Origin of the sequence: Ulvibacterium sp., assembly GCF_965228935.1 — a bacterium.
GTDB lineage: Bacteria > Bacteroidota > Bacteroidia > Flavobacteriales > Flavobacteriaceae > Ulvibacterium.
In genome coordinates this window covers 4,009,807-4,028,896 of the sequence record NZ_OZ245846.1, presented here as the reverse complement: position 1 = coordinate 4,028,896, position 19,090 = coordinate 4,009,807, and the positions used below count along the sequence as shown (strand labels likewise).

The following is a 19,090-nucleotide window of genomic DNA, read 5'->3' as shown; positions in this document are numbered from 1 at the left end:
ATTCAATGAGGCATAAGTTCCTTAGCTGTTTTGCAATACTTTGTATTGCATTTTCTTCCAACGCGCAGAAAAAGAATGCGTCTTATCGCTATCATATCAAAAAAACGACGCTACCCGTAACCATTGATGGCATAGGTGATGATGAAGTCTGGGCAACTACCGATGTGGCCAAGGATTTTTTTATGGTCTTGCCTATGGATACCGACAAGGCCAATGAAAAATCCGAAATCCGCATGACGTATGATGATCGGAATATTTATCTGTTGGCCACATTTTACAACAGTACCAAGGGAACCAACTTTGTAGAATCCTTACGTCGCGACTTTTCATTTGGAAAGAACGATAACTTTTTACTTTTTATAGACCCTTTCAATAATCAAACGACCGGATTTTCATTCGGTTCCAATGCCGCCGGAGCACAGTGGGATGGTACTATGTTTGCGGGAGGAAGCGTAGATCTGAATTGGGATACCAAATGGGTATCGGAAGTCACTAGGGATGAGGAAAAATGGGTCTTTGAAATGGCTTTGCCCTTCAAGTCTATTCGCTACAAGGACGGCGTAACCGAATGGGGCATAAATTTTAGTCGGCTGGATTTGAAGTCCAGTGAAAAATCGAGCTGGACACCCATCCCCAGACAGTTTCCGACCGCCTCATTGGCTTATACGGGAACCTTGGTATGGGACAGGCCACCACCGGCACCTAAAACGAATTTTTCAGTGATTCCTTATGTATTAGGTACGGTAGAGCGAGATCTAGAGATTGACGGCGATGCCAAAACCGATGCCAAAATTGGTGGGGATGTTAAATTTAGCCTTACCTCTTCCTTAAATCTAGATCTTACCGTAAATCCGGATTTTTCCCAGGTCGAAGTGGACAGACAGATAACGAATCTAGATCGTTTTGAGTTATTCTTCCCCGAGCGCCGTCAATTCTTTTTGGAGAACAGTGATTTGTTCGCAGACTTTGGTTATCCCACCATTAGACCTTTTTTTTCGAGACGTATCGGGTTGGGGGTACCCATACGGGCAGGGGCAAGGGTAAGTGGCAACCTGGATAATAATTGGCGACTGGGAATCATGGATATGCAGACGGCCAGTATCGATGCCACGGGCCTTCCCAGTCAGAACTTTGGAGTGGTAACATTACAACGGAAGGTTTTCAGTAGATCTAATATTGGGTTGCTATTCGTAAATAAACAGTCCTTCAACTATCCCAATGACGCCGACTCGTTAAGAACACAATTCCCTAAATTCAATAGAAATTTGGGAGTGGAATACAATTTGGCCTCGTCCAATAATCTCTGGAACGGAAAAGCGTTTTTCCTTAAGTCTTTCGCACCCCAACAGGTTGGGAATGGGGTTACCCAGGCCGCCCATTTGGAGTATGAAAGTCGTAGATGGAACTGGCGGATCCAACAAGAATGGGTAGGAGAGGAGTACACGGCAGAGGTCGGTTTTGTTCCTAGAAGGGGCTATGTTAAATTCAATTCCTTCCTGGGCCATCTTTTTTTCCCAAAACGCGGCAAGGTCGTTAGTCACGGTCCAAGATTGAACACCATCTATTTTTTCAATGAGCAGTTTAAACAGACCGATCATACCACCTTTTTGGAATACTTGATTGATTTTCGCAATAGGAGCAGTCTTAATTTCTTTATTTCGGACGATTATGTTGAGCTATTGGATCCTTTTGACCCCACACAGTTGGGATTGGCCGAACTGGATACCGGTACAAAACACCGTTGGAACGCTTTTGGCTGGGAGTTTGCCGCTAGGCCCCAAAGTTTGTTTACCTATTCCTTTGAGGGTAGGGTTGGAGGCTATTATGCCGACGGCGAACGGATCCGGCTTGCAACGGAATTGGGATATCGCTTTCAGCCCTATGTGAGCTTGAGCGCCAATCTCAACTACAATCATATAACACTTCCCGAGCCATGGTTTACCAATGATTTCTGGTTGATAGGTTCCGAAGTTGACATTACGTTTACCAACAAGATATTCTTTGCCAATTTGTTCCAATATAATGAACAAACCAGGAACCTGAACATCAATTCCAGGTTCCAGTGGCGTTACAGCCCTGCTTCGGATTTGTTTTTGGTATTCACCAATAATCATGGAATCGAACCCTTTGAACAAAGGAATTGGACCTTGACCTTGAAGTTTACCTACTGGTTCAATAAATAAAGTACCGTAACAATTTGTTAAACCAAATCCCATTGGCCTTATTTTTTGATATATTGGTATCCCAATGACACACGAATTAAAAAAGATTATAGAAGCCCATTTGGAGGCAAATGCCAATGGTTTAAAAACGGTCCTGGCCACCGTTGTTGCCTTAAAGGGATCTTCATATCGTCGCCCTGGGGTTTCCATGTCAATCCGGGAAGATGGCAAAATGATAGGAGCTGTCAGCGGAGGTTGTGTTGAAAAGGAGGTGTATAGACAATCCCATAGTGTTTTCGAGACAGGCATTCCAAAGGTTATGACCTATGATGGTCGCTATAGGTTGGGTTGTGAGGGAATTTTGTACATTCTTATCGAACCTTTTCAACCACCTTCCGACTTAGTGGATCAGTTTTTTAGAACCCTCAATGAACGTGTGCATTTTAAAATGTTGTCCTATTTTGAAGAAAGGGATGTAATCGACCAAAGGCTTGGATCTATATTTCAATTTGGGAATGTTTCATTCCCCTTTCGAAGTGGGTTTCAAAAAGAAGAAGAATTCCAGGTTTTTGAACAACGGCTTTCCCCGTGTTTTAAATTATTGATTATCGGCGCCGAACATGATGCCGTACAGCTTTCTTCCTACGCGGCATTGACCGGTTGGGAGGTGACCGTTGTGGCTTCCCCGTCCGAAGAAAAGCTTTTGACGGATTTTCCGGGTGCCAAGGAACTATTGGCTATTGAATCGGAAGACCTATCGGGGAGATCTATTGATGAAAAGACCGCAATCGTCCTTATGACGCACAGTTACGTTAAAGACCTAAAGTATCTGCTGGCCCTAAAAGATGAACGTCCGGCATATCTGGGTTTGTTGGGTCCCGCTGAAAGGAGGGAAAAAATACTCGACGAACTTACCGAAAGAATTCCTGATATCGACGAGGTCTTTTTAGAGAACATCCATGGTCCTACGGGTCTGGACATCGGGGCGGAAACCGCCCAAGAAATCGCTATAGCCATACTTGCCGAAATTCTATCCGTAGTTCGGGAAAAAAAACCCATAAGTTTAAGGAACAAGCAAGGATCTATTCATAGCTAATGGGCAGGGCCGTTAAGAATATTACCGTTCTTATCCTAGCAGCAGGGGCATCGACCCGAATGGGAACTCCAAAGCAACTTTTGCCTTGGAAAAAGGGCAACCTATTGGATATTGCTATCGAGAATGCATCGGCAGTTTGCCCGAACCGTGTAGTTGTAATCCTGGGAGCAAATGCGGATAAAATCAGAGGGAATAGCACAAATGGTAGTAGCGTACAGTTTGTTTTCCATAAGAATTGGAGACTCGGCCTTGGTTCTTCCATTTCCTATGGGGTCGATTTCATTCAAAGATCATTGCAGAATACAAAGGCCATTCTCATTTTGCTATGTGATCAGCCACTTATAGATTCGGAATATTTGAACCAAATGGTTCAAGCGTATGAAAGTTCAGCCAAGGGAATAATCGCAACGGAATACAAAAAAGGTGTTGGAGTACCGGCTATCTTTGATAGGCCCTATTTTTCGGACTTAAGGAAACTTGATGAGGACATGGGGGCAAAAAAAATCATACAGGAATCCATAAACGATACCCTTTCGCTCAATCCATCAGGCAAAACTATGGATATAGATACCTTGGAGGATTATCAAAAGTTGACCAAAATTCTAAACACACCGTTAAATCAGGAATAAATTCACTTTCACTATGAAGAGGTTATTACCATTTCTTGCCCTATCAATTTTTGCGTATACCTCGCTCATTTCCCAAGAAATGGGATTTGAGGAATACAGCCCCATTTCAACTTTGGTGGTACCGGAAACCAAGGTCAAAAAGGCGAAGTTCCCCTTTATAGATGTACATAGTCATCAATTTCGTATGGGTTCCCAAAATCTGTCCAATCTCGTGAATCCTATGGATCAAATGAATATGGCCATTATGGTAAATCTTAGTGGAGGCTCGGGGAATGGCTTGCAGCGCATGTTGGACAACGTTTCAGAGAATTATCCGAATCGTTTTGTGGTATTCGCCAATGTGAATTTTGATGGGGCGGGGGCCAAGGGATGGACCGAGAATGCAGTCGCCCAATTGGAAAAGGATGTCAAAGCCGGTGCAAAAGGATTAAAGGTCTATAAAAGTCTGGGATTGCGAAATAAGGATGTCAATGGCAATCGCTTGGCCATAGATAGCCCACATTTGGATCTCATTTGGTCCAAGTGCGGTGAGTTGGGAATCCCAGTATTGATACATGCAGCCGATCCCAAACCATTTTGGGCGCCAATGGGCAGTAGAAATGAACGATGGTTGGAACTCAAGACACGTCCGGGAAGAAAACGTTCTGATACCGATCCGGCCCCTTGGCAACAGATTATCGATGAGCAGCATCGCATGTTCAAGAAACACCCCAATACTAAATTCATAAATGCCCATATGGGCTGGTATGCCAACAATCTGGGGAAACTGGGGAAACTTTTGGATGAAATGCCCAACATGTACGTGGGAATAGGAGCCGTTATCCAAGAATTGGGAAGGCAACCGCGGAATGCCAAAAAGTTCTTTACCAAATACCAAGACCGTATACTTTTTGGTAAGGATGCCTGGAATCCAGATGAATTCCCTACCTACTTTCGTGTATTGGAAACCAATGATGAATACTTTCCCTATTATAAGAAGTACCATGCCTTTTGGTCCATGTACGGTTTGGACCTTCCGGATGAAATACTAAAAAAGGTATACTACAAAAATGCCCTTAAACTGATACCAGGGCTGGATAAAAGCCTGTTTCCCAGCGAATAAATTTTTATCAAATCTTAACTATCACTAGGCTTCCCTGAAAGAAAAAGATGGTTAACTTGTACTAAGAAACCCCGAAACCGAAATTAGAACAGCGTTTTGGGGAGTAAACCGTAAAATTGAAGTTTCAAAAGTATTCCATATATGATAGGGGTACGATCGGAAAACGCAATGGATAATTTCAAGAATACATCACTCTTAATTTTATTGTGTCTTTCCGTGCTATATGGATTTTCCCAGACCGCAAAAAACCCGTTTGACCAAAAAATCCTTGGAAAACTGGCTTCCTATGCCATGAAACATAGCCCCGAAAAAGTTTATTTGCATACGGACAAGTCCATTTATACTAGTGGTGAAACTATTTGGTACAAAGCCTATTTGGTAGATGGTATTCTTCACAGACCGAGTAGTAAGAGTGAGGTGATCCATGTGGAGCTTTGGGGTGAAAAGGATACATTGATCGTTCGGCAAAAATTGGCTTTGGACGGTCGAGGCGCAGAGGGTTCCATAGTTATTCCTACTAACCTAAAAACAGGAACCTTGTTAATACGCGCCTATACCTGTTATATGTTGAACGAACGGAAACCTAGTCCATTTCAAAAGGAAATCCCCGTTTTTCAACAGGAATTTGGAGGCATTGGCAATCCGGGAACGGGAATTGAAACTAAATTTCAAAACGGGGATCCAAGTTCCCGAAGAACTTTGAAGAAAATAACACCGATAGTCAAATTCTATCCTGAGGGAGGCGATTTGATCTCCGGCCTTAGCAGTGTTCTGGGAATTAAAGCGGTAGACCAAGAGGGAAGCGGATTGGTACTACAGGGTACCATACAGGATACTACCGGACTAACGGTAGGATTTTTCAACACTTATGATGCTGGTCTGGGCAAGGTAACTTTTGTCCCAAAACCAGGAATGAGTTACCGGGCCGCTGTTTCTTTTTCCGGAGACGAATACCATTTTTCATTGCCCAAGGCCCTTTCCAAAGGACACGTACTCAGTATTCGGAATAATGGAGACCATCTAATTCTTAAGGTAGCCACAAACCTACAATCCGATTTGCAAGGTACTTTTTTAGTGGGGCATTTTAGGGGCGATACCTTTTTTAAAAGATCAGGTAAAACAGAAGATGGGAATACATATTCCGTAAAATTAAATACGACCAGGCTGGCCAATGGTATAGCTCATTTTACCCTTTTTGATATTCAAGGGAAACCGGTTTGTGAAAGGCTTGTCTTTATCGATCATCCCCAAAACGAGGTTAAAATGGATATCGTTTCGCATTCCAAGACCTATGGGAAACGTGAAAAGGTAAGTTTGGATATTAGCACGTTGGATGCATCGGGGATAGCGCTAAAAAGTGATTTCTCATTATCCGTGGTAACGGCAAGTAACCGATTACCGAAATCAATGGCCGATGGGAATATAAAAAGTTGGTTGTTGTTGAATTCCGATTTGGGCAATACGGTGGGGGATGCCGGTTATTTTTTTGAAAACAATTCCAGGGAACGCAAATTTGTGTTGGACGCACTCATGCTTACCCACGGTTGGCGTAGGTTCGTTTGGGAGGATTTCTTTGAAGAGAACAATAATCCAAGAACAGCTTACCAACCGGAAAAAGTTGAAGGTACCCCATTAAGCGGATATACCGCCTTGACTAAATACCCCAACATTCGCAAACCCGCAACAGTTTTATTGCGGATTCCTGGTTTAAATATTCTTGAGCAGCAATCTACGGACAATCAAGGTAATTTTAATTTTGGACCCTACAATCTGGATTCCGGCGAGGAAACCTATTTGGAAATTGTTGAATCCGATTTAAAAGCAGGAAAAAGGAAAGAAGAGGTTTCCGTTTATTTGGATAACGAAGAGCCTTCACCGCCCATTGAAAGGCCAAAAAGAATTCCCGTGAAAAGAAATCTCCGAGACCAAGATTCGATAAATGCAGGTACACAGCAAAATATATGGGATGTTAAGGATTATCTTACTATGGCCTATCAAAAAAGGAGCTCGGAATTCGAGTTGGATCCCACGGTAACCCAATTGGAAGAGGTAGAGGTAAGCGCCCCAAGGAAAACAAGGATTGAGGAGAGAATTGAGGAAATAGCGGCAACTGTGCCCCATGGTGATGCCTATAGAAGGATTATTCCGGATTCTGAAGGAACAGCTGGTAAGACCGCCAGAGATTTAATAAGGGAGAATCTCGGAGTAAATAGGCTTACCTTCTCCTTAATTTACGTTGATCGTAGTGAAGTAGAACCTGATTACCTAGAATACTTGTACGCATCGGAAATTTTATATATTGATGTCTTAAGAGGTATCGAGGCAGCCATATACGGAACTAGGGGGTATAGCGGTGTACTAGTAATCGCTACAAAATCTCTCTTGTACAGGGGCAAAAGAGCAAATAATATACCGGAATACGAAAAAAACCTAATTGTAGGATTCCATACAAGGCGTGAGTTCTTTTCTCCTGATTATTCTTTCAGAAGGCCGGAACACGAGCGTCCGGATTACCGAACCACTTTACTTTGGAAACCTAACCTTTCCATAGAAAATAATGATCGAAAACCTATCGAGTTTTACACCGGAGACCACACCGGGAGCTTTATCGTAAAAGTGGAAGGGCTTACCCGGGATGGTAGGGCCGTTGTAGGCCAAAAGATTTTTGAAGTGCAAAATTAAATTCATCCGGATAGTATCAAAGTAAATCGTAAGAATGCCCTTGACTTATTGTTAAATTGAATAAACTCCTTTTCCTTTAGTGACGTACGAAAAATAGCATGAAAATTTGTACCTTACTTATAGTATATGGAACCATTTATAGAGGCCTATGAATATAAGACTTACCGATTTTTTTAAAAGATATCTCCTGGCAATAAGCGTTCTTACGATTTTTTACGGATTTGCGCAGACCCAAGAAAATCCACATAGCCCAAAAATCCTTGGAAAGCTGGCATCCTATGCCATGAAACATAGCCCTGAAAAAGTATACGTACATACGGATAAATCCATTTATACCAACGGGGAAACAATTTGGTACAAAGTCTATTTAGTGGATGGCATACTTCACAAGAAAAGTGAGAAAAGCGAGGTTATCTACGTTGAACTCTGGAACCAGGACGATACGTTGATCATACGTCAAAAATTAATCGCGGACGGACTGGGCGCACAAGGTTCCATAAAGATTCCGATTGATGTGGAAAATGGAAATTTTCTAATCCGTGCCTACACCAAATACATGCTGAACGAAGAGGAACCGGCACTGTTTCAAAAGGAGATTCCCATATATGCCCAGGAATTCGGGGACTATACAAATTCCGATTTGGTTTATGAAAACGAAACAGGGGACTACAGTTCAGCGTCCAAAAAGAGCATAGCAAAAGACCACGACCCGGTAGTACATTTTTTTCCCGAGGGAGGACATCTGGTCGAAGGTCTTACCAGTGTTATGGGGATAAAGGCAACAGATCAAGAAGGAAATGGGCTGGCACTGGAAGGAACTATTCAAGACGGGGAGGGCAATACGGTCGGTTTCTTTAAAAGCTATGAAGCGGGGCTCGGCAAAGTTACCTTTGCCCCGGAAGCAGGTAAGGATTATAAGGCCGTGGCTATATATGCTGGTAAGGAATATCGATTTGCGCTCCCGGAAGCCCTGCCCAAAGGATATGTATTGAGTATTCGGAACAATGGGGAACATCTTGTCGTTAACGTCACTACAAATAAGAATGAGGGACTGGAAGGAACCTTGTTGATAGGACATTTTAGGGGAGATCTATTTTTTGAAAGGCTCGCCAAAGCGGAAGATGGCACTTCCTATTCCGTAAAGCTCAATACCGATCGTCTTTTGAATGGGGTAGTGCATTTTACACTTTTTACCACAAGTGGAAAGCCGGTTTGTGAGCGACTCGTCTTTATAGATCATCCCCGTAATATGATAGAACTGGCGGTTTCATCCAATTCCCGGGCATATGGTCCACGTGAAATGGTCACTGTGGATATCAGTGCCCTTGATACAAACGGGACGCAGTTAAAAGGTGATTTCTCGCTGTCCGTGGTCACCGGAAGCAATCAATTACCGCAACATATGGCAAATACGAACATAAAAAGCTGGTTGTTGCTGAATTCAGATTTGGGGAATTCGGTGGAGGACGCGAGCTATTTTTTTGAAAACGATACCAGGGAAAGAAAATATGCATTGGACGCCCTTATGCTTACCCATGGCTGGCGCAGGTTTGTATGGAACAGTTTTTTGGACGACATCCAAGGATCGAAAATTACATATATTCCGGAGAAAGCCACGGGTACGCTTATAGAGGGATTTACAGCACTGACGGGAAATCCAAAAGCCCCTAGGGCCGCAAAAGTGTCGTTGAGAATTCCCGAATTGAATATTATCGAGGAAAAATCTACAAACGATCAAGGACGATTCAGTTTTGGGCCTTATGAACTCAACGATGGCACGGAAACCTATTTGGAGATTGTGAACATCGAAACCAAATCCAGAAAGAAAAAAGAAGATATCTCGGTTTATATGGATGACGAACGGTCACTGCCCGAAGTCAAAAGAACAAAAAAAATACCGATAAAACGCAAGGCCAAAGACTCCAAAGACGAGGGTAGCGCCACGGATACCTCGGAAAGAATGAAAAATGTCCAGGAATATTTAACTAAGGCCTATCGAAAAAAAAGTGCGGAGTTCTCCTACGATCCTGCCATTACGCAATTGGAAGAGGTAGAGATAAGTGCCCCAATGAAAACAAGGACTGAGGAGAGGATTGAGGAAATAGAGTCCAAGACATTTCATGGAAATGCAACGATTCGGCTTTTCGCGGATTCTACAGGTACTTCAGGTTTGAGTGCCATAGATCTGATAGGGCAGGCCCCTGGAGTGACCATAGGCGGCAGAAAAAAACCCGAGCAAACTGTTACAATAAGAGGTTTAAGAGGATATGATTCGTTTGTCGCGACCGATACTACGCCCCTATTTTTTGTCGATGGTGGTGAAGTGAATTTGGAATACATACAACATATGGATGCGTCGGAAATTCTATACGTCGACGTTTTACGGGGTATCGAAGCTTCAATCTATGGGCTTAGGGGATTCAATGGGGTTATTGTTATCGCCACAAAATCCCAATTGTTCAAGGGAAATGTCCAAAACAATGTTCCGGAGTACTCGGAAACCCTGATTCCGGGGTTTTATAGGAGACGTGAGTTTTTTTCACCGGATTACAGCTTCGAAAGACCCGATCAGAAACGGTTGGATTACAGGACCACCCTATTTTGGAAACCCAACATCAAAATAGAGGATAGTCGTCAACCCCCCATACGGTTTTATACCGGGGATACCACGGGAACGTTTCTTGTAAAGGTCGAGGGGATAACCAGGGATGGCAGGGTGGCCATGGGTCAATATACCTTCGAAGTTAGCAACTAGAAATCCAAACCCACCGAATCCTTATTCCTTACTATTTTCCGAGGCATCTCTCAAATCCCCATAGTCTTGGAAAATACCACAGGAATTTCCTTTTTTAATCAGGGATTTTTCATCTTGTTTCTTTTTTTTCGCCAGAATTTCGATTTGAGGGGATAAGTAGCCCATGGAATTTTTAAGTTTGATATTAAAATATAAACGTATAAACAGGATAGACTATTGTTCGGTATCAAGTGTAATCCTTTTCCGGGACAAATTTAGAAAGTCGTCTTTTTTCATTTTCATCATTTACCAAAACTTTATGATATAACAAAGTTCCCATAAGGTTTTATAATTTGGGGTGTGAAGATGCTAAGGAAATCATATCCCAAGGAAGTACAAAATGCGGGCATTAGCTTTGATCGTAGAGAGGCCTTTAAGCGGCCAACAAACGCTTTTGGATATAATTCAAGATCAACATCCAATTCATTTTAAGCAACAATGCCGCAGTAGGCACATTGTTCTCCTCGATAGCCGATATGATGGCTGCGTGCTGGTTATCCGCTTTGGTATAATAGGATTCGTCCGACATCAATGCCTTTTCATAGAAGAATATCCGGGTTCTCAAATCGTGCAGAATATTTCTTGTAAGTACATTTGGGTAGTTCTTGGTCAATAACCGATGGAATTCAAGATCTGCATTGATTCGGGATAAAGGGTCGGTCGCATTTTCAAAAACCAGTTGTTGTTGCTTCAGGTCTTGTATAGCCTTTTCATCAAAAACGGAATTTTCAAGTGCCATCTCCTCCAAATTGGCCACCAATTCGTACAAATCCCTCGCTTCTTCCCGATTCAATTGGGCAATAACAAAACCCCTGTTGGGTATCGCTTTGATAATTTGGGCTTGCTGTAGTTGGGAAAGAGCCTCCCGAATTGGAGTAACGCTTACCTGAAGTTCCCTTGCAACGGCGGCTAGATTGATGGTTTTACCGATTTTTAACTTCCCCTCCCGCATTCTTTTGAGAAGGTGTTCCTTTACCGAATCCCTGACAATTTGCTTCTCCATATGGCATTAAATATAGTGAATCGTATACGATTTAATGCTTTTTTCTGGATGTTCGTATCAATAATGATGTTCTAGTGCGTAAAAAATGAAAAACAAATACCGGTATCTAGTCGATTAAAAATCGTATATCAATTTAGGAAAATTGGCATCAAAGCACCGTGAAAAGGCCTAAAGTGGGTTCATTCTAAGCGAACTCCGTTTTTTTCGCTATATTTAAAGTTAGGGTCGAAAGGACTAGCCGACGATTCATGGGTAAGTCATAATAGGCGAGTGGGTTATATGCCTTTATTCAAACATTGGCCTTACGACCTTTACGAAAAGTGCTATGAAAACATTCGGAAGCTGTTATGACCCATTATTTTGGGTGTGCATTATTTGCCTGCTATCTTGCACTATGGCAGTTGGCCAAGCCCCTTCTTGTACCCAGTTGACATTCCCCGCGGATGGTGATGTGGACGTGTCACTGTCGCCTGATTTAGAATGGGACGCGTCCCCTACGGCCACGGGCTACGTAATTTTAGCCGGCACATCGATTGGTGGGCACGATATTCTGGATAATGTAGATGTTGACAATGTTACTGAATATAGCTTTGATACGGATCTTCCTCCTCTGCAAAACATCCATGTTGCCATAATTCCCTATAACGATCAGGGCCTTAACGGAAGCTGTGCCGAAGTTGTTTTTACTACGATGTCGGTGGACGGACTACCCGGTTGTGCCGATTTTACTTCGCCGGGGCATGCTGCCCAGGACGTTCCCCTTACCCCGAATTTAAGCTGGGATTCCGCTATAGATGCCACGGGATACTTTTTAACCATAGGGACCTCCACCGGTAACAATATAATTTTGGATAGTGAAGATGTAGGTAACATTACCAATTTTACATCCCCCACACTTTTGGAAAACACCACGTACTATGTTGCTATTGTACCCTACAATGATGTAGGGGCAGCTACAGGTTGCGGTGTACAGAGTAGTTTTACAACAAGGGGCGCACCAGAAGATATGAACAAATGTACCTCTTTGATAAATCCTGCAAACGGGGCAACTAATGTACCTGCATCAACAGGCATAAGTTGGGTTTCCGAGATGGATGCCCAAGGGTATTTTCTAACCGTGGGCACCACTGCCAATAGCGATGACATACTTAGGAACCTTGACGTAGGCAATACCACCTCTTACCAGTTTTCAACCAATCTGCCCAAAGGTGCCACTATTTATGTAACCATTCATCCTTATACGGATTTGGGAAGGGCACAGGACTGTTCGGAGGAATCCTTTACCGTTGAGCAGCTCATCCCTACATCCGATAACTTGGGGGTCCCCACTTTTTTCACCCCTAACAATGATGGGTACAACGACACCTGGATAGTGAACTCTTCACAGGATTTTTCTATTCAAAACATTTCCGTCTTCAATCGTTTTGGTAAACTAATAAAACAACTTGCCCCTGACCAAGGATGGGACGGTACCTTCAATGGCCGGAATCTACCTTCCGATTCCTATTGGTATTCCGTAGAGTTGGCCGATGGGCCTTCCCTTAAAGGTTATTTTGCCTTAAAAAGGTGATTTTCTTCTTCTAATCACAACGACCGACTTTAGAAGCGAAGGTCAAACATATACTAAATAGGTTTCAATTACGTTTTAGGTGGTATAACCCTAAATCTTTTTAAATGAACAAGTTGATGAATATGAGCAAACGTTTTGCTTTATTGTGCTCCATAGCACTCTTTGTGCTAAGCTGTAGTGACGATTCTGATGATAACAATCAGGATTTGGAGTTTACCCAGGCCGAGGTAAAGACCATTTTGGAAACCGATGGTGTTTCCGGGGTTGCCGATAGTGTTATTTCTGAACTATACATGGGCAATTCCGCCAAATCTTCCAAAAATGAAGAATGCTATTCCGCTACATACAATGACACCGGTTTCAATGTAACTTTTAACAATTGCGTGCTTAACGGTACGGAAAATATAAATGGAACATTGAACATTGTCTATGCAACCGAAAACGAATCGGCTTCCTTTACCGCTACCTATACCGATTTTTACGTAGGGGACATAAAACTAAATGGAACAAGAAGTTTTACCTTAGGAGGAAATTCGGAGGGCAACAGTATTACTTTTTCCGTAACCAGTGATATGACCGTAACTTTAGCAGATGATTCGGTCATAGCTGAAAATGGGACCAAAACATTAGCATTCGTCTTTGGCCAAAGCTTGGCCGAAAGTATATTCACCATTTCGGGGAATTGGACACTTGTTTTGGATGGGAATACCTACAAAGTGGCCGTGGGAACTACATTGGAAGGTAACCTTGGATGTGGATATCTGAACAAGGGCAATATGACCGTGGATAAAAATGGTTTGGCCGTATCCGTAGATTTCGGTGATGGAACCTGTGATGACAAAGCGACCGTAACCTATCCTGATGGAACAACAGAGGATATTTCCTTAAAGGATTAATAAGAATTGCAAAGAACACGTCAATGCCCTGGTCTTCCTTTAGGCCGGGGCATTTTATTTTGCCCTAAAAGGGAATACCTTTGAATAGCATATATTATTACGGTTTGGAACGATTCGTGTGGATTTTACAAATTAAAAGTATAGATATGAAAATGAAGGCTTTGCTCGTACTGATCCTTCTTGTGACTATCCATGGTACCTTTGCCCAGGATAAGCGCCTAAAACGTATTGATGCCGTAAGAAGTTTGGTGGATTCAAAAAATTTTGTTTTTGAGGCCAATCGGGCATCTCCATTGGGCCTACCCAGTTTAAGTGTTGTCCGTATAGAAAATTATGTAAGAATTCAAAAAGATAGTGCCTTGGGATTTCTTCCCTACTTTGGGGAAATGCGGTTGGGAGGTGGTTATGGAGAAGGTGGGGCTATTGAATTCGATTCCGAAATTAGGGATTACAAAGTGAAGACGAAAAAAAATGGCAAAGGCATTATTGTGATGTTTAACACCAAAAAATCCGATGAACAGTTCAATTTTACATTGTTCATAACCAAGTCGAGAACGGCCACGGTCGTGGTGCAGAGCCTACACCGAAACAGTATTACGTATTATGGCCAAATACGACCATTGGACGAAAGTTCCTTGGAGTAATCTTTTTTACACATTGTCATTATACTCCAGTTTCATTTTTTTTTCTCACTGTTTTGAAATAACTTCAAGTGGATAAAAGGCATTTGTACAAAAATGTATCGTGTGATTTTTGTTTATGCGCTTCTGTTCTCTATGGGAACAAGTATGGGGCAAGTTGGTTTTAAGGCCCAGAGAGAGAATATGGTCAAAACGCAATTACGGAATAGGGATATATCCAACGAAGCCACATTGGAAGCCATGCTAAACGTACCAAGACACCTATTTGTTCCCCAAAATCTCCGGGAACTGGCCTATACGGATGGGCCATTACCCATAGGGGAGGGGCAGACCATTTCCCAGCCTTATATCGTTGCCTATATGACCCAGGCCCTTCAACTTCGGCCAAACCATAAAGTATTGGAAATCGGTACGGGTTCTGGATATCAGGCCGCAGTACTCTCAGAAATTGTAGACTCCGTGTACACCGTGGAAATTGTTGAAAAGCTAGGTCGTTCCGCCGAGAAGAGGTTAAAAAAACAAGACTACAACAATATCCAAGTGCGGATAGGGGACGGCTATCACGGCTGGCCCAAAAAGGCTCCCTTTGATGCTATTATGGTCACCGCGGGTGCAGAGCAAATTCCTCCCAAATTGGTGGAACAACTGAAGGAAGGAGGAAGAATGATTATTCCGGTGGGTCCCCATCGCGGGATACGACAATTGGTTTTGGTCACCAAAAAGAAGGGGAAAATAAAACATAAAGAATTAATGGCCGTACGCTTTGTTCCGTTTACGCGAAAGAAAGAGGAGTAAAATGAAAAAGCGCACTTAAGGTGCGCCTTTTTACTTTTCGTTACGCCTTTCTTCATTTAATGGGTATAATGCCGGTAAGCTACCCAACGAACGCGTTTGCTGTCCTTAAAAGTGGAAAAGAATGAATTTCTTCTGGATTCCGTTGGCTTTTCTATGATAAATGAAGCTCTCATGATTTCTTGTTTTTTGTTGATGAATGAAATGTTGTTTAATCGCCTTATCGCGTAAAGTTCCTGTTCTCGGCCCATTTTACCCTTTTGCTATCCCTAAAGGAAGAAAAGTAATTGAACGTTTTGGCTTCTGTTGTTGTTCTGCTGATGGATGCTTTCATGATGTTTAGTTTTTTGATTTTGTTGTTTCCTTTCTGTTTTTTTCGTGGTATAGCCGGTCGGTATTCCAACCAAATCCTACCGTGAAATATATCTTGGGTCGTATTAAATGTTGATGTAACCTTTTCATCGGATGATTGTTTTTAGATTGACTTACAACTAATAGACGACCGAAAATATTTTTTGTTACAGTACTATGCTATAAAAGGTACTATTTTATGTAATATTAACATTTTTTAAGGTTTTTAAAACGGAAATAATATTTAAATATTTGATTATCAAATATTTACTAAAAATCTTATCCAGTAAGAAAAAGAGAGAACAGTGATTCAGGAAAAAATCTGAGGATCGGATGGGAAAAGATATACGATCAATAATACTGCGGAAACCAACGTTGAGTGCTATTCCTTTTCCAACGCCTCGATAAGTTGGTCGTAAGTTTCGATCTTCGTGTAGAGTCTACCTCCCAAGTTAACAATTGGGGTTTCCAAGGAGTCCAGGACAACACTGTTGCCAAGAGATCGATTTAATTGTTCGGCAATCCCAGGTTGTTCCTCAAGCTTATGAAAAGTGAATTTGTAAGGCCCCTCGTTCAATGGATTGATTAGGCTATCGCAACTATGACAGCTTTTGGGAACGTATACGACTATCTGTTTCTTGGGTCTGATCTTTATTTTTTCGGCAGGCTTTCGCAAGGCCCTTTTGGAAAGACTATCGTTTACCTCCAAGTCATAGGTGTAGGAAGGTTTTTTGCCGCGCATAAGGATAATGGTCTTCATATGTACCTTGGATAGCCCAGGTACCCTTGTAAATCTGGGAGTGGCCCTACTTTGTCGGAAATTGGTTCCAGTAATCGTAAGCTTAACATCAAAAGCCTGATCGTTTTCGTTGACCGCATAAAAAGCAAGGCGATTTGGTATTTCCTCTACTACAATTTCAATCGGTCGTTCCTGTGCATAAACTTGAAAAAGCACAAATAAACAAACTAGGAAATACGGTAATCTTTTCATTTTGGCCTTTATAATGTTTTTAAATATTCCAATAGTGCCGTTCTTTCGGAATCCGTGAGTTCATCCCCAAAGATATGCCCTTGATTGCCATATCCCTTCAAGGTAGTATCATAGGTGTTTTTGTCTACCTTGGAGCTTTCGGTCGTATAGTTCCATCCGACCTTTGACTGATCGTAATCGGTATTATCATATGACCTGCTCCAATATTTTGGCCTATCCGTACTATTCAAAACATCTGCCAAAGTAGGTACCGATGCATTATGGAAATACGGCGCCGTAGCCCAAATCCCATCCAATGGCGGTGCAATATACCCTCCTTCGGAAACAATTTCCAGAGGGTTGGGGCTTGTCCCGAACCATCCGGTATTAAACCAGTCCATAAAATAGTCATTTGTTGGGGAAGATAAGCTATAATGATTGGAAAGTTCCGGATCTGTCCCTACGGAATTCAAGGAAACCATATAATTGGGGTAGGAGGGGTTGCTCCCATAATTTCCATGACAACTTGAACACGTACTTTCAAATATGACTTTTCCCTCTTCGGCTAAGCTGGAATCTATGGTAAAAGGATATTCTGGCGGTTCCAGGGTATAGATATAGGCCAATACATCCGCCATCATTTCGTCCACTTCCTCGGCTTTGGCCCTATCCGTCAGTGTCAGTAAGCTTGAACCGATAAAGGATTTACAAAAATCCCCGCGTCCAATACCATGGTAGAACATGGCATTCTTTTTTTTGAGCAGCCACCAAGCGGGAACATCCGTGGGAATTACCTCATTATCGATTTCCACATAAGGCTCGTCGGACCATTCCAAGGTATTTTTGTCCCTATGGGCAACCAATACCTGGGTAATCTTGTCGGCCGGATTAACGCCTCGTGTCTCAGTAATAGTTTTTGGCCCAATGGCAACAATACCTTTTCTAAACTGGTCGTATGCAGCCCATTCATCGCTTGTCTGTCCTCCGTACAAAAATGAAATGGCAGAATTCAAAAGGGTAATATCGTCACTTCGGTCTACCGTAAAATCGGTATCGTGACTTCCGAGACCAACAATGAACTCATTGTTGATTCTTCCGGCATGGCATTGCATACAGTTGGGCCCCACAACGCGGACGCCGTTTGGAGCGGTTACTGCCGTAAAATCATATGGAATAACAGCATTATCGCCGGTTCTTCCCAAAAGGTTCGCATTATCTCCCCCAAAACCTGTAAGAAAGGCATCATATGGAATTCCAGAACTAACATAATCACCGGAGGTAAGGTACTCATACCCGGTGTTGGCATCCCCATCCCTCTGGGTTTGGGCAGGAATCGCATTAACCTCGATTACCGGCTCAGGTGGCGGATTGGGATTTGGGGCAGGATTTTCCGTGTTATCAGGTTCGGGATTTGGTTCAAAGGGTTCAATATTGTCATTGGAGCATGAGCAGAGGACACACACAAAAAACAATGACACTGTGATGTGGGTACTCTTCAAAACAATCGGTTTTTTCAAGGTTCGAAGTGTTTTACGAAACAAATAAAACTACGAAAATTACCCGCCACCGTAGGCTGTGTACTCCTATATTGCCTATTTAATCGATAAATGGTGGGAATTAAGAGAATTTTAGACGACTTTTTGCACTGTATTTGGTATATTAGAGGTATGTCACAACCACGTTCCTTATTATGCATCCTGCTGTTTACCTTATGTTTAGGACAGTCATTTGCACAATATATCCGTGAAGACTGGGATAAACGTGACCAATGGATGGATGTCCAAACTATTTTTGAATTGGCAGGGGTCAACGAAGGCCATCAAGTTGCTGACGTGGGCTGTCATGAAGGATACCTCACCTTTCATCTTTCAAGGCAAGTGGGGGAAACAGGTAGAGTCTATGCTGTGGATATCCTAAGCTATAGGTTGGAGAATCTAAAGGAACACCTGAAACAGGAGAAGGTCAAGAACGTAGCCGTCATCCAAGGAGAAGAGGATAATCCCAAATTACCTGAAAATAAACTGGATGCCGTCATCATCATGGATACGTATCATGAAATGGAAAACTACACCGAAGTGCTTTTCCATGTAAAAAAGGCATTAAAGCCTAGAGGCCGTATCCTTATCCTTGAGAAGTTAAAAACGCACAAAAGGGGCAAAAGTCGTAAAGAACAGACCAATGCACATACCTTATCCCCAAACTATGTAAAAAAGGAGCTGGAAGAAGCAGGGTTTTCCATAGTAAGGGAAGTCCATGATTTTGGGGATTGGAAGAAAGAAAAGGATAAGCCCATGTGGATATTGGTAGGCGTTTCCGGAGCATTGTAAATGAGCAATTGGCCAAACTCCGGTTTTTAAACCCTAACGCGGCCTCGACTAGAAAACTAACAAAAGTCATGTTTT

At 42.5% G+C, this 19,090-nt stretch carries 15 protein-coding genes; 11 read left to right on the top strand and 4 right to left on the bottom strand.

What is annotated here, in order from left to right; all coding sequences use genetic code 11:
* The first annotated feature begins 5 nt into the window (after positions 1-5).
* From ACO06Y_RS17095 to ACO06Y_RS17070, 6 genes are all read left to right on the top strand, one after another.
* Complete coding sequence (locus ACO06Y_RS17095; RefSeq protein WP_422080223.1) at positions 6-2,183, top strand: DUF5916 domain-containing protein; 2,178 nt, start codon at positions 6-8, stop codon at positions 2,181-2,183.
* 64 nt (positions 2,184-2,247) lie between these two features.
* Positions 2,248-3,258 carry an XdhC family protein gene (locus ACO06Y_RS17090; RefSeq protein WP_422080222.1) on the top strand — a complete coding sequence of 337 codons (1,011 nt, stop codon included), beginning with the start codon at positions 2,248-2,250 and terminating at the stop codon, positions 3,256-3,258.
* Positions 3,258-3,887, top strand: a complete 630-nt coding sequence (locus ACO06Y_RS17085) for a nucleotidyltransferase family protein (RefSeq protein WP_422080221.1) — start codon at positions 3,258-3,260, stop codon at positions 3,885-3,887. The genes ACO06Y_RS17090 and ACO06Y_RS17085 overlap by 1 nt, the downstream gene beginning before the upstream one ends.
* 13 nt (positions 3,888-3,900) lie before the next feature.
* Positions 3,901-4,989: an amidohydrolase family protein gene (locus ACO06Y_RS17080; protein ID WP_422080220.1), complete on the top strand. Its 1,089-nt coding sequence runs from the start codon at positions 3,901-3,903 to the stop codon at positions 4,987-4,989.
* A 141-nt stretch (positions 4,990-5,130) separates the two neighbouring features.
* Positions 5,131-7,671 (top strand): hypothetical protein, encoded by a 2,541-nt coding sequence (locus tag ACO06Y_RS17075; protein ID WP_422080219.1) that lies wholly within the window; start codon positions 5,131-5,133, stop codon positions 7,669-7,671.
* 148 nt (positions 7,672-7,819) lie between these two features.
* Entirely contained in the window at positions 7,820-10,426 is a 2,607-nt protein-coding gene (locus tag ACO06Y_RS17070; protein WP_422080218.1) for a TonB-dependent receptor plug domain-containing protein, read from the top strand.
* Positions 10,427-10,447: 21 nt separating this feature from the next.
* Here ACO06Y_RS17070 and ACO06Y_RS17065 read toward each other — a convergent pair whose 3' ends face one another.
* Both ACO06Y_RS17065 and ACO06Y_RS17060 read right to left on the bottom strand, forming a co-directional pair.
* On the bottom strand, positions 10,448-10,591 hold the full coding sequence (locus ACO06Y_RS17065) for a hypothetical protein (RefSeq protein WP_422080217.1): 144 nt from the start codon (positions 10,589-10,591) through the stop codon (positions 10,448-10,450).
* A gap of 247 nt (positions 10,592-10,838) precedes the next feature.
* The gene (locus tag ACO06Y_RS17060; RefSeq protein WP_422080216.1) at positions 10,839-11,468 is read right to left on the bottom strand and encodes a GntR family transcriptional regulator; all 630 of its coding nucleotides are present in this window, start codon (positions 11,466-11,468) and stop codon (positions 10,839-10,841) included.
* Positions 11,469-11,862: 394 nt separating this feature from the next.
* On the opposite strand from ACO06Y_RS17060, the gene ACO06Y_RS17055 reads away from it, so the two are divergent.
* The 4 genes from ACO06Y_RS17055 (at position 11,863) to ACO06Y_RS17040 (ending at position 15,370) form a co-directional block, all read left to right on the top strand.
* The gene (locus ACO06Y_RS17055) at positions 11,863-13,038 is read left to right on the top strand and encodes a T9SS type B sorting domain-containing protein (RefSeq protein WP_422080215.1); all 1,176 of its coding nucleotides are present in this window, start codon (positions 11,863-11,865) and stop codon (positions 13,036-13,038) included.
* A gap of 104 nt (positions 13,039-13,142) precedes the next feature.
* Entirely contained in the window at positions 13,143-13,934 is a 792-nt protein-coding gene (locus ACO06Y_RS17050) for a hypothetical protein (RefSeq protein WP_422080214.1), read from the top strand.
* Between the two features lie 146 nt (positions 13,935-14,080).
* On the top strand, positions 14,081-14,578 hold the full coding sequence (locus tag ACO06Y_RS17045; protein ID WP_422080213.1) for a DUF4251 domain-containing protein: 498 nt from the start codon (positions 14,081-14,083) through the stop codon (positions 14,576-14,578).
* 93 nt (positions 14,579-14,671) lie between these two features.
* Positions 14,672-15,370 (top strand): protein-L-isoaspartate(D-aspartate) O-methyltransferase, encoded by a 699-nt coding sequence (locus tag ACO06Y_RS17040; RefSeq protein WP_422080212.1) that lies wholly within the window; start codon positions 14,672-14,674, stop codon positions 15,368-15,370.
* 730 nt (positions 15,371-16,100) lie between these two features.
* Here the strand turns inward: ACO06Y_RS17040 and ACO06Y_RS17035 are convergent.
* Complete coding sequence (locus ACO06Y_RS17035; protein ID WP_422080211.1) at positions 16,101-16,709, bottom strand: hypothetical protein; 609 nt, start codon at positions 16,707-16,709, stop codon at positions 16,101-16,103.
* An 8-nt stretch (positions 16,710-16,717) separates the two neighbouring features.
* The gene (locus ACO06Y_RS17030; protein WP_422080209.1) at positions 16,718-18,205 is read right to left on the bottom strand and encodes a hypothetical protein; all 1,488 of its coding nucleotides are present in this window, start codon (positions 18,203-18,205) and stop codon (positions 16,718-16,720) included.
* Between the two features lie 150 nt (positions 18,206-18,355).
* On the opposite strand from ACO06Y_RS17030, the gene ACO06Y_RS17025 reads away from it, so the two are divergent.
* The gene (locus tag ACO06Y_RS17025; RefSeq protein ID WP_422080208.1) at positions 18,356-19,015 is read left to right on the top strand and encodes a class I SAM-dependent methyltransferase; all 660 of its coding nucleotides are present in this window, start codon (positions 18,356-18,358) and stop codon (positions 19,013-19,015) included.
* Positions 19,016-19,090: the final 75 nt, after the last annotated feature.